Origin of the sequence: Polynucleobacter sp. MWH-Adler-W8 (assembly GCF_001889925.1) — a bacterium.
Classification (GTDB): domain Bacteria; phylum Pseudomonadota; class Gammaproteobacteria; order Burkholderiales; family Burkholderiaceae; genus Polynucleobacter.
Genome location: NZ_LZFI01000002.1, coordinates 332,729 through 344,882, shown reverse-complemented (window position 1 = coordinate 344,882; position 12,154 = coordinate 332,729). Strand labels below are relative to the sequence as shown.

The 12,154-nt window shown below is 46.1% G+C and carries 9 protein-coding genes; 2 read left to right on the top strand and 7 right to left on the bottom strand.

Annotated features, from left to right (window positions below; all coding sequences use genetic code 11):
• The first annotated feature begins 4 nt into the window (after nt 1–4).
• Together mfd and serB are read left to right on the top strand one after the other, a co-directional pair.
• Nucleotides 5–3,547 (top strand): transcription-repair coupling factor, encoded by a 3,543-nt coding sequence (gene mfd / locus AOC28_RS02540; RefSeq protein WP_072582402.1) that lies wholly within the window; start codon nt 5–7, stop codon nt 3,545–3,547.
• A gap of 20 nt (nt 3,548–3,567) precedes the next feature.
• On the top strand, nt 3,568–4,458 hold the full coding sequence (gene serB / locus AOC28_RS02535; RefSeq protein ID WP_072582401.1) for a phosphoserine phosphatase SerB: 891 nt from the start codon (nt 3,568–3,570) through the stop codon (nt 4,456–4,458).
• 43 nt (nt 4,459–4,501) lie between these two features.
• Here the strand turns inward: serB and AOC28_RS02530 are convergent, their stop codons facing one another.
• The 7 genes from AOC28_RS02530 to AOC28_RS02500 form a co-directional block, all read right to left on the bottom strand.
• Entirely contained in the window at nt 4,502–5,686 is a 1,185-nt protein-coding gene (locus AOC28_RS02530) for an acetyl-CoA C-acyltransferase family protein (protein WP_072582400.1), read from the bottom strand.
• 81 nt (nt 5,687–5,767) lie between these two features.
• Nucleotides 5,768–7,126, bottom strand: a complete 1,359-nt coding sequence (gene rimO, locus AOC28_RS02525) for a 30S ribosomal protein S12 methylthiotransferase RimO (protein WP_072582399.1) — start codon at nt 7,124–7,126, stop codon at nt 5,768–5,770.
• Nucleotides 7,127–7,128: 2 nt separating this feature from the next.
• On the bottom strand, nt 7,129–7,689 hold the full coding sequence (phaR, locus tag AOC28_RS02520; protein ID WP_072582398.1) for a polyhydroxyalkanoate synthesis repressor PhaR: 561 nt from the start codon (nt 7,687–7,689) through the stop codon (nt 7,129–7,131).
• 128 nt (nt 7,690–7,817) lie between these two features.
• Nucleotides 7,818–8,558 (bottom strand): 3-ketoacyl-ACP reductase, encoded by a 741-nt coding sequence (locus AOC28_RS02515; RefSeq protein ID WP_072582397.1) that lies wholly within the window; start codon nt 8,556–8,558, stop codon nt 7,818–7,820.
• A gap of 32 nt (nt 8,559–8,590) precedes the next feature.
• A complete protein-coding gene (phaC, locus tag AOC28_RS02510) occupies nt 8,591–10,225 on the bottom strand; it encodes a class I poly(R)-hydroxyalkanoic acid synthase (protein ID WP_072582396.1) in 1,635 nt (544 codons plus the stop codon).
• A 116-nt stretch (nt 10,226–10,341) separates the two neighbouring features.
• Complete coding sequence (gene pgeF, locus AOC28_RS02505) at nt 10,342–11,103, bottom strand: peptidoglycan editing factor PgeF (protein ID WP_072582395.1); 762 nt, start codon at nt 11,101–11,103, stop codon at nt 10,342–10,344.
• Nucleotides 11,103–12,140 (bottom strand): RluA family pseudouridine synthase, encoded by a 1,038-nt coding sequence (locus AOC28_RS02500; RefSeq protein ID WP_072582394.1) that lies wholly within the window; start codon nt 12,138–12,140, stop codon nt 11,103–11,105. The genes pgeF and AOC28_RS02500 overlap by 1 nt, the downstream gene beginning before the upstream one ends.
• Nucleotides 12,141–12,154: the final 14 nt, after the last annotated feature.

The window sequence follows — 12,154 nt, the reverse complement described above, 5'->3', positions numbered from 1 at the left end:
GCAGATGTCTGATGCATTAAATCTAGCACCCCCTATACCTGCTCCGCGGGCTGGGCAGCGCTTTACCTTTTCAGGGCTGGTGGGCTCGGCAGATGCCGCTTTAATCGCTCAAACCGCCCTGCGCTACCGTGATCAGTTTTCAGTGATGGTTATTTTTTGCGCTCAAGCGCAGGAAGCCCAGAGGCTTCTAGAAGAAATCCCCGCTTTTGCTCCGCAGCTAAAAACCCGGCTTTTGCCTGATTGGGAAATTCTTCCTTATGACCATTTTTCACCACATCAAGATTTGGTTTCTGAACGGCTTGCCACTCTGTATGAATTACTGAATGGTAGTTGCGATATTGTTTTAGTTCCAGTGACAACTGCTTTGCAAAGATTGGGGCCGCCGAACTTTTTATCTGGCCATACTTTTTTCTTTCGGCAAGGTGACAAACTGAATGAAGCTGCACTAAAGCTGCAACTGCAACAAGCTAGCTATGATCCTGTGAGCGCTGTAATACGTCCCGGTGAATATAGTATTCGGGGTGGTTTATTTGATTTATTTCCTATGGGATCAAATCTGCCATACCGATTGGATCTCTTTGGTGATGAAATTGAACAGATTCGGGCGTTTGATCCGGATACGCAACGAAGCCTATACCCCGTCAAGGAAGTCCGCCTTCTTCCTGGCCATGAATTTCCATTTGATGATGCTTCACGCACTGCTTTTAGAGGCCGCTGGAGAGAAGTATTTGAGGGTGATCCGAGTCGCTGCTCTATTTACAAAGATGCCAACCTAGGCATACCTAGTGCAGGTATTGAATCCTACCTACCCCTCTTCTTTGAAGAGAAATCCAACCTTTTTGATTACTTTCCGCGCTCAGGTGATCCTGTATGGCTTGTCAGTATTGGCGATGTTGAAGAAACCATCAAAGGGTTTTGGAAGGACACGCTTTCTCGTTATGAGTTCCTCAAACACGATCTTGATCGCCCCATTCTCCCTCCAAAAGAATTATTTCTGGATATCGACGAATTTTTCTCTACCTCTAAATCGTATGCACGACTAACACTAGAAAAAGACGGCGCTGAAAAAAGTCAATTCTTAGCTGTACCAGATATTGCGGTCCATCGCCGCGATACTGATCCGATAAATCTTCTCAGAAAAGTGGTGTCATCTGAAAAGGTTCGTGTATTAGTTTGCAGCGACAGTGCAGGACGTAAAGAATCGATTCGACAGCTCTTTGATGAAAGTAACTCGGTTGCTGGATTGGACGGTAAACCGCTCTACCCGCTAAAGCCAGAGAGCTTTGACAGCATTGCCGAGTTTATTAAAAGTGATTCATTATTTGGATTGGTCACTGCACCACTCTTTAATGGATTTTCATGGCCAGCTGAAAATCTCCTCGTTATTACCGAGGCAGAGTTATTTACTACAACAGCACGACAGAGGCGTAAAGGTAAAAGTAATGAGAATGCTGATCCTGACATGCTCTTTAAGGATCTGTCTGAGCTAAAGATCGGCGATCCCGTAGTTCATGCTGAACATGGCATTGGTCGCTACCAGGGATTAGTGCTTCTGAATTTAGCTCCTCCTAAAGAGGCGCCAATTTTTGAAGAGTTTTTGCATTTGCAATATTCAGGACAGGCAACTTTGTATGTTCCTGTTCAGCAATTACAAATGGTCACACGTTATGCAGGCTCTGACCCTGATTCAGCTCCACTGCATCAATTAGGTTCGGGCCAATGGGATAAGGCCAAACGCAAGGCCGCCCAACAAATTCGAGATACCGCAGCAGAGCTATTAGGTCTCTATGCGGCTAGAGCGATACGCAAGGGTCATGCTTTTGAATTCTCAGCCCATGACTATGCTGCTTTTGCAGAAAGCTTTGGCTTTGAAGAAACTCCAGACCAAGCCAATGCTATTGCAGCCGTTATTGGTGATATGACGAGCGGCACGCCAATGGACCGCTTAGTCTGCGGAGATGTTGGCTTTGGGAAGACCGAAGTAGCGCTCCGAGCAAGCTTTGTTGCAGTCATGGGCGGCAAACAAGTCGCCATTTTGGCGCCAACCACCCTACTAGCTGAGCAACATGTGGCTACCTGGAAAGATCGATTTGCCGATTGGCCGGTCCGCATTGTTGAATTGTCACGCTTTAAAACAACCAAGGAAATTAATGCAGCCCTAGAGGCCATTGCCAAAGGTGATGCAGACATCATTATTGGCACACATAAGTTACTTTCCAAGGAGACGCAATTTGCCAATCTTGGCCTAGTGATTGTGGACGAGGAGCATCGCTTTGGAGTACGGCAAAAAGATGCTCTTAAGGCATTGCGTGCTGAAGTCGATATTCTGACGCTAACTGCTACGCCCATCCCAAGAACCTTGGGCATGGCTATGGAAGGATTACGTGAGTTCTCTATTATTGCCACTGCCCCTCAGAAACGTTTGGCAATTAAGACCTTTGTTCGTCGAGAGGGAGATGGCGTTATTCGTGAGGCCGTGCTTCGTGAAATTAAACGTGGCGGCCAGGTCTACTTCCTGCATAACGAAGTTGAAACGATTCAGAATCGCAAGCATGCTTTACAAGAGCTGATTCCGGAGGCACGTATTAGTGTTGCGCACGGACAGATGCATGAACGCGAGCTGGAATCTGTCATGCGTGAATTTGTTACCCAGCGTACCAATATTTTGCTGTGTACCACGATTATTGAGACTGGCATTGACGTACCCACAGCTAACACCATCATCATGCACCGCGCCGATAAGTTTGGTTTAGCTCAATTACACCAACTGCGTGGCCGTGTAGGTCGCTCACATCACCAAGCCTATGCTTATTTACTAGTGCCAGATCCTGAGGCACTCAGTAAGCAAGCGCAGTTGCGTCTTAATGCTATTCAAGCCATGGAAGAGCTTGGTTCTGGCTTCTATTTAGCTATGCATGATCTAGAAATTCGGGGAGCCGGTGAGGTTCTAGGCGACAAACAATCCGGCGAAATTCATGAGATTGGCTTCCAGCTGTATACCGAGATGCTTAATCGTGCTGTTAAGTCCCTGCGTAGCGGGAAGGAGCCTGATTTACTTTCACCATTGCAAGCAACCACCGATGTCAATCTTGGCGTTCCCGCCCTATTTCCAGAGGACTACTGCCCTGACGTTCACGAGCGCCTATCCTTATACAAGCGGTTTGCTGGTACAAATGATTTTTCTGAGCTCATGGGGTTGCGTGAAGAATTGGTTGATCGTTTCGGCGACCTTCCCGATCAAGCTAAATCGTTTTATGAGACCCATCGTCTACGTTTAGAGATGACCGGCTTTGGAATTAAAAAGATTGATGCCACACCTGCATCTATTCAGATTCAATTTATCCCAAATCCACCGATTGACCCAATGAAGATTATTCAGCTTATCCAGTCCTCTAAGCATATTCAACTTAATGGCCAAGATAAGCTTAAGGTGCTTCCTCAAAAAGACCGTGAATTCGAGAAGTTAGAACAACGTCTTGACGCTATACGCAATATCTTGCGACGCCTCAACGATTCTGCAGTATTGAGCTCTGCAAAAGTAAACTAACAATCCGATATTATTAAGACATGCCCAATTACCAAGTTCTTGTTGCCCTTTCTAGAGAGCCTATTGCTGATAAGCTCGTATTTTCATTAAAAGATCAGGCCTTAAAGTTTGGCATTTCACTGCACTCTAGCGGCGGCCAAACCAGCAACGGGAGCTATTACTCCGAGCGTTTTGAATCAAGTGCCCATCTGGATACAACTCAACGTGAGCAACTGCGAACTATTGCAGCAAGCTTTAATGCCGATCTGTGCTTTCTAAAGCCAAATCTATTGCCACAAGACATTCGTGTACTAGCAATGGATATGGATTCAACGTTGATTAATATTGAATGCATTGATGAGATTGCTGATTTCACGGGCAAGAAGTCCGCTGTAGCTGAAATTACCGAAGCTACTATGCGTGGTGAAATCAAAGACTTTAAAGAAAGTTTAAGAAGGCGAGTTGCTCTTTTAGAAGGCGTACATGCTGATGCACTTGAATCTGTTTATCGAGAGCGCTTACGACCCAACCCAGGAGCAGTAGAACTTTTAGCCGGGGCTCATGAACGTGGTTTGTACACCCTGCTTGTCTCAGGCGGCTTTACTTTCTTTACTGAAAAGTTACGTGAGCAATTAGGCTTTAAGCAAACTCAGGCCAATACACTAGAGATCATCGATGGCAAGCTTACCGGCAAGGTTCTTGGCGACATTGTCGATGGCGCAGCGAAGGCCACCCATCTAGATGAAGCTTGTGCTCGCCTTGGCTGCACAAAAGCGAATGCCATCACCATGGGTGATGGTGCCAATGATCTGATAATGATGAATGGCTCAGGCATCAGCGTTGCTTACCAAGCAAAGCCTGTTGTCAAAGAAAAAGCCGACGCGGCTTTTGACCGAGTCGGCTTAGATGCTGCTTTACTACTGATCTCTTAAGCTTTTACCCAAGAGATCAGGGTAATTGTTGCGCGCGTTGCTCTTACAGGCGTTCAAAAATAGTAGCAATACCTTGTCCACCACCAATACACATTGTTACCAAAGCATATTTACCTTGAACGCGGTGTAACTCATGGATTGCCTTAGTAGCAATCGCAGCGCCAGAACAGCCAATTGGGTGACCCAAAGCGATTGCACCACCGTTGACGTTAGTCTTGGCTGGATCTAAACCCAAACCTTTAGTAACAGCCAACGCTTGTGCAGCAAAAGCCTCGTTAGACTCAATTACGTCCATTTGATCCAATTTCAGACCGGCGCGCTCAAGAGCTAATTTGGTTGCAGGAATTGGGCCTTCACCCATGATGTGGTTTGGAACACCAGCAACTGCATAAGACACCAAGCGAGCGATAGGCTTATGACCGGCTTTCTTTGCAGTTTCAGCATCAGCCAATACAAAGAATGCGGCACCATCATTAATGCCTGATGCATTACCAGCCGTTACGGAACCACCCTCTTTTTTGAACACTGCCTTCATCTTGGCAAGCGTTTCCATCGTAGTTTCAGGCTTCACATGCTCGTCGGTATCAAACACTACATCACCCTTACGAGTTTTAATAGTGATTGGCACGATCTGAGATTTAAAGCGACCTTCTTTAATTGCATTGGCGGCACGACGATGCGATTCAACGGCTAGAGCATCTTGCTCATCACGTGTTAACTTCCATTTTTCAACAAGATTTTCTGCTGTAACGCCCATATGACCAACACCAAATGGGTCAGTCAAAATACCAACCATCAAGTCGATCATTTTGGTATCGCCCATGCGTGCACCACTGCGCATCGCTGGAGAGCCATACATGCCACGGGACATTACTTCCACGCCACCACCAATGCCATAGTCACAATCGCCCAACATAATTTGCTGTGCGGTTGTAATAATTGCTTGCAAGCCAGAGCTACACAAACGATTTAATGCCATTGCCACTGATTCCATTGGCAGGCCAGCCTGGATCGATGCGACACGGGCAACATAGCCATAGCGACTATCTGTAGGAATAGTGTTACCCACAGTAATGTAATTAATCAAAGCAGGATCTACGCCTGAACGTGCTACCGCCTCTTTCATCACGATACCGCCGAGCTCGGAAGGCTCAAAACTACTCAGAGCACCGTTAAAGGTGCCAATTGCGGAACGAACTGCACTTAAGACAACGACATCACGACTCATATTAATCCCCTTTGCTAAGCCCAATTAATAGGCTGACTTTGTACTAAATAAGTAATCCAACTATCAGTTTTATTGCATTCGTCAAGTTTCGGCTATTAGGTCATGCCCTTGGGAGCTATTTACAGTAGCCTTGATGATTTCACCGGCACGATAGCGCTTAGAGGGCTTGCTAGGAGGCAAAACCCTCACTAGACCATCAATTTCTGGGGCATCGCCAATCGTTCTGCCAATTCCACCAGACTGATCTACCCGATCAATGATGACCTGAACACGCTTGCCTATTTTTTTAGCAAGCCGTTTTATTGAAATATCTTCGGCTTTAGCCATAAACCTGGCGCGCCGCTCTTCTCTAATTTCAGAAGGAATTGGGTTATCCAATTGGTTTGCTGTAGCACCCTCAACGGGTGAATATGCAAAACAGCCAGCGCGATCAATTTGCGCCTCATCCAAGAAATTAAGAAGGTGTGCAAACTCTTCTTCAGTTTCTCCAGGAAAGCCTGCAATAAAGGTGCTGCGAATAACTAAATCAGGACAAGCTTCGCGCCACGCTAAGATGCGCTCCAAATTCTTCTCACCACTCGCAGGACGCTTCATGCGCTTGAGAACATCTGGGTGGGAATGCTGCAATGGAATGTCCAAGTACGGTAGAACACCATAACCATTTTCCGAAAACTCGGCCATCAAAGGCAACACATCATCCACATGCGGGTAGGGATAAACATAATGCAATCGCACCCAAGCCTGATGCTCGCGAGCAATTTGATTTAAAGCATTTACCAAATCAAACATTTTCGTTTTGACTGGTTTGCCATCCCAAAAGCCAGTGCGATATTGAATATCAACACCATAGGCGCTGGTGTCTTGTGAGACAACTAGTAACTCTTTTACGCCAGACTCAAACAATCTTTTAGCCTCAAGCAACACTTCACCAATCGGCCGTGAAACTAAATCACCACGCATATTGGGAATGATGCAGAAAGTACAACGATGGTTGCAGCCTTCACTAATTTTGAGGTAGGCGTAATGCTTTGGTGTCAGTTTGACGCCAGCCGGGGGAACTAAATCAGTGAATGGATCATGCGGTTTAGGTAGATGCAAATGAATGGCTTGCATTACCTCGTCGGTAGCATGAGGCCCTGTAACGGCGAGGACCTTAGGATGAATGCTCGAGATAAGATCATTGCCGTCGGCATTTTTTCTGGCGCCTAGACAACCAGTCACAATGACTTTGCCATTTTCAGCGAGAGCCTCGCCAATAGCCGAAAGACTCTCCTCTACGGCTGAGTCAATGAAGCCACAGGTATTCACAACTACAAGATCGGCGCCAGAGTAATCCTTGGCGGTCTCATATCCCTCAGCGCTCAATTGCGTCAGGATAAGTTCAGAGTCTACAAGTGCCTTAGGGCACCCTAAGGATACAAATCCAATTTTCCCGGCCACAACTATTCTTTTTCAGGTTTATTGGACTGAGGGGTAAATGGAAAGTTTCCAAAGATATTCTGTGAGCCTTGTACCTGCTCTTGCATTTTGATAAAGAGATCTTTGCTTTGCTCCATGTAGTTACCCATCAAACCTTGCATCAGCGGGTTTTGGAGATTCATCATTTGTGACCAAGCCTCTGGCGTACTGCCAGCACCAAGACCCTTCGTTTGATCACCAAGCTTATTGTGGATATCTACAAACGATTGCATGGTCTTTTCAAGATAATTTCCCATCAAACCTTGCATGGAGTTTCCATAAAAGCGAATGATTTGAGAGAGCATTTGTGAAGAGAACACTGGTGCGCCACCAGCCTCTTCCTCAAGAATGATTTGCAGCAAGATGTTGCGCGTTAAATCTTCTTCAGTTTTAGCATCGACCACTTTGAATACTTCATTGGCCATAACTAAGTTTTTGATGTCAGATAGCGTGACATATGTACTTGTCTGGGTATCGTAGAGACGACGATTCGGATACTTCTTGATGAGCCGATCTTCGCCAGCTCGTTTAGCGCGGGTAACCATGTATTTTCCTTACTATTTACTGCATCGCAACATCAGCGTAGTTTAGCCTTAAGTTGACCAAAAGGTAAATACGCTGTGTTGCGTACTGCATGTACTTCAAATGCTGAATTAATTGTTGCAGTGCAATATTAACCAGTGTGGATACCGCCGTTTAAGGAGAAGTCTGCACCAGTAGCATAGCCACCATCTTCAGAAGCGATCCAGCAACAGATAGAGGCGATCTCTTCAGGAGTGCCCAAGCGCTTGACTGGAATGCCAGAAACGATCTTTTCTAGGACGTCTTCGCGGATGGCTTTAACCATATCAGTGCCGATATAACCAGGGGATACCGTATTTACAGTAACGCCCTTAGTGGCAACTTCTTGAGCTAGGGCCATAGTAAAGCCGTGCAGACCTGCCTTTGCAGTCGAATAGTTCGCCTGACCAAACTGGCCTTTTTGACCGTTTACAGAAGAAATATTAATAATCCGGCCCCAGTTGTTTTCAACCATACCGTCAATCACTTGTTTGGTAACGTTAAACAAGGAATTCAGATTGGTATCAATCACAGCTTTCCATGCGTCTGGGGTCATTTTGCGGAAAACGCTGTCACGGGTAATGCCGGCGTTATTTACCAGTACATCTACGCGACCTACTTCAGCCTTAACCTTCTCAAAGGCTGCAACCGTACTATCCCAATCGGAAACATTACCCTCAGAAGCGATAAAGTCATAACCCAAGGCTTTTTGCTCACCAATCCAGCGATCTTTACGCGGAGAATTTGGGCCGCAGCCAGCGATCACTTTAAAGCCATCTTTAGCCAGACGTTGACAGATAGCGGTACCAATACCACCCATACCACCAGTTACATATGCGACTTTTTGAGACATTACTTTCCCCTTTTTAAAACATTCGTTAATTATTAGTTGAGTTCCGGTGTTGCTTTTTCTTTTACATACACACCAGGTGCTGCTTCCATTTTTTTGTATTTTGTATTTCCAAAAGTAGTACTTGCTGCTTTCTTTGCACCACCAAATTGCTCAAGCCATTTGGTGTAATCAGGCCACCAACTGCCTGGTATTTGTTTTGCACCCTCTAGCCACTCCTGGGCTGTTGGAGCAATCTCGTTATTTTCAAAGTAATAGCGCTTATTTTTTGCCGGAGGATTAATCACCCCTGCAATATGTCCAGACGCACCTAATACAAAGTGATTCTTACCTTTGAGAAGATGAGTTGATTCATAAGCAGATTGCCACGGAACAATATGATCTTCTTGCGATGCATAAATATAGGCGGGGCAATTGATTTTTCCGAGATCTACTTTTTCACCGCAAATTTTTACTTTGCCAGGCTTGACTAAATCATTTTGCAAATAAGTGTGGCGCAGATACCAGCAGTACATTGCACCAGGAAGATTGGTGGAGTCGCCGTTCCAATACAGTAAATCAAATGGGGGTGGTGAGTTGCCTTTGAGATAGTTCTCCACTACGTAGTTCCATACCAAATCATTGGGTCGCAAGAATGAAAAGGTGTTGCCCAAATCAAGGCCTGACATCATGCCGTACTTGCCACCTTTACCACCAATAGAGTTCTCGCGCATCTCCACCATACCTTCATCGATAAAGACATCGAGAATTCCGGTATCCGTGAAATCCAATAAAGTGGTTAGGAGCGTCAAGCTTGCTGCTGGGTGCTCGTTACGGGCTGCCAGCACGGCTAATGCAGAGCTAGTTAAGGTGCCGCCAACGCAGAACCCTAAGATATTAATTTGCTCGGTATCGCCGATTTCTTTTACGACTTCAATTGCTTTGATAACGCCCTTACCTACGTAATCATCCCAACTTACTTCCGCCATGGAAGCATCTGGGTTCTTCCAGGAGACCAAGAACACGGTATGGCCTTGGCTCACCATATGGCGTACTACAGAGTTGTCAGGCTGTAAATCGAGAATGTAATACTTATTGATGCATGGTGGCACCATTAAATAAGGGCGTTCAAATACTTGCTCTGTTAATGGCGTGTATTGAATTAGCTCGAATAACTCATTACGAAATACCACATGACCTTCTGTAGTGGCAATATTTTTGCCCACTTCAAAAGCAGATTCATCTGTTTGAGAGACCTTACCTTTTTTCATATCTCCCAACAAATTCACAATCCCTTTTTGAATAGATTGCCCTTGGGAGCTAATAATGCTTTCCAATACTTCTGGATTAGTCGCTATAAAGTTTGATGGCGAAAGCGCATCAATCATTTGCTCAGTAGTAAACAGAATTTTTTGCTTTTGCTTCTCATCTGCATCTACTGCGTTGGCCAATGCCATCAGATGTTTAGAGTTAAGCAAATAGGTTGCAGCAATCACTTTGCTCCAGGATGAGTGCCAAGCCTTCCCCGCAAAACGGCGATCTTTAACTTCAATGGCCTCAGGGTTAGTGGCAATGTGTGCCAACTCCGTGAAATATTCTTTCTGGATTTCAGATAAACGCTCTGGTGGAATTAGCGCCATATGATGCGGTGCCAAAGATGGTGTTGCACCGGTATTCATGCCTGCAAACATAGTAGTCTCTTCAATTAATTAGAGACATTCTCCGCCCTTAAGCACTATAGAGTTATACGCAATAACCCTAGCTTGGTGCACGGGCTAGTACTAACCCGCATGCTTTTGTGCACAAGCTATTTTTCAATCCAGATAGCTGAGGCAAATCTTCCAGTCTTGCCATCACGACGGTAAGAAAAAAACTGGTGCTGATCTCGAACAGTGCAGTATTCGCCACCGAAAATCATTTTTACGTCACAAGCCTCTAAACGTGCTCGTGCCAACAGGTAGATATCTGCAAGAAACTTTCCAGGTTTATGAGGTATTTCTGTGAATGCATTTTTTGGAACAGGAAAGCCGGAATCTTGAAATGACTTCACAACATCCTCTCCAACCTCAAATGATTCAGGTCCAATTGCTGGTCCTAGCCAAGCCATGAAGTCTGCCGCAGTGGATCCATCAGAAATTTTGAGCAACTCAGTAATCGTATTTTCCAGAATTCCAGCACAAAGACCCCTCCAGCCAGCATGTGCAGCACCAACGGCAGTCCCTTTGGAGTTAGTAAATAACACTGGCAAGCAGTCTGCCGTCATGATGACCAAGACCTCTTCAAGAGCATTAGTAACCGAGGCATCAGCCTCAATTGCCAGCCCCCGGTTTAAGTCTCGACTTTTCGGAGTGCTTACTGTTGTTTGGTGAGTCTGCTTTAACCAGATAGGCTCACCCGGCATGTCTTTAGTAAAAATAGCTCTATTGGCCAAAACATCTTCAACGCGGTCGCCCACATGATCGCCCAGATTTAGAGAATCATATGGAGCTTGACTTACCCCGCCTAACCTTGTGCTGACTGCTGTGCGCACCGACTTTGGGGCGGGCCATTGAGGAGCAACCAATCTCATCAGCGTGCCTCATTTTCAATAGAGGCCAACACAACAGATTCTTTCGGAAGAACTTCGTCACTCATTCCAACTTGCGGTAATAAGTCCAATAAATCCTGTGGTGGCAAGCGGAACCAAGTCATCAACTCATGTTTCACCGGATGTTGAAGACTTAAAGCAAAGGCATGTAAGGCCTGGCGATTAAATGACAGATTTTTAGCTACACCCGGAACCTTTTTGCGGTAGACCGGGTCGCCCACCAATGGAAAACCGAGTGATTCAAGATGAACACGAATCTGATGCGTGCGCCCTGTTTCCAGGCGACACTCTAACAATGTGACAGCAGCCTCTCCAACCAAACCCTTGGCTAAGCGTCGAAATAAAGTAGCTGCTGGTTTTCCTTGGGGACTGCCTGCGGACATCTTTAGGCGATCTCGCTGATCACGCCCAACCGAAGCCAGGACTTTGCCTTGACTGGGGGCATCACCCCACACCCAAGCCAAATAGCGACGTCCCACCGTTCTTTCTTGAAGTTGACGTACTAGGGAGGTTTGGGCTTGAGATGTTCTCGCCACGACCATGAGGCCTGAAGTGTCCTTATCCAGGCGATGCACTATTCCCGCCCTGGGGAGCGATTTGAGCTCAGGATAATAAAATAAGAGGCCATTTAACAGGGTTCCGGACCAATTTCCCGCTGCTGGGTGTACCACGAGGCCAGGCGGCTTATTGACCACAATGATGTCCACATCCTCGTAGACCACATCCAGGGGAATATCTTCAGGGTTGAAGGCAAACTGCTCGGGCATTTCCTGTGGGAAAACCTTAACACTCTCGCCGCCATGGAGCAAATAACGGGCTTTAGTAACCTTTCCATCGACCATAACGGCGCCAGCTTCAACCCAAGCCTTAAGGCGATTACGTGAATAATCAGGCAAAGACCCTGCTAGCACCTTGTCCAAGCGCTCGCCAGCCATCTCCAAAGGGATATCTAGGGAGATGAAATCCTCATCATCGATATAATCAATGGGATTCGATTCAGGAGTTTCCGGCAATGCCACGCTTAGAGAGCCTT

Coding starts and splice junctions, on each gene's coding strand:
- serB (WP_072582401.1), top strand. CDS start 3,568: ATGCCCAATTACCAAGTTCTTGTTGCCCTTTCTAGAGAGCCTATTGCT.
- AOC28_RS02530 (WP_072582400.1), bottom strand. CDS start 5,686: ATGAGTCGTGATGTCGTTGTCTTAAGTGCAGTTCGTTCCGCAATTGGC.
- phaC (WP_072582396.1), bottom strand. CDS start 10,225: ATGTTTGCAGGCATGAATACCGGTGCAACACCATCTTTGGCACCGCAT.
- AOC28_RS02515 (WP_072582397.1), bottom strand. CDS start 8,558: ATGTCTCAAAAAGTCGCATATGTAACTGGTGGTATGGGTGGTATTGGT.
- mfd (WP_072582402.1), top strand. CDS start 5: ATGTCTGATGCATTAAATCTAGCACCCCCTATACCTGCTCCGCGGGCT.
- pgeF (WP_072582395.1), bottom strand. CDS start 11,103: ATGAGATTGGTTGCTCCTCAATGGCCCGCCCCAAAGTCGGTGCGCACA.
- phaR (WP_072582398.1), bottom strand. CDS start 7,689: ATGGTTACCCGCGCTAAACGAGCTGGCGAAGATCGGCTCATCAAGAAG.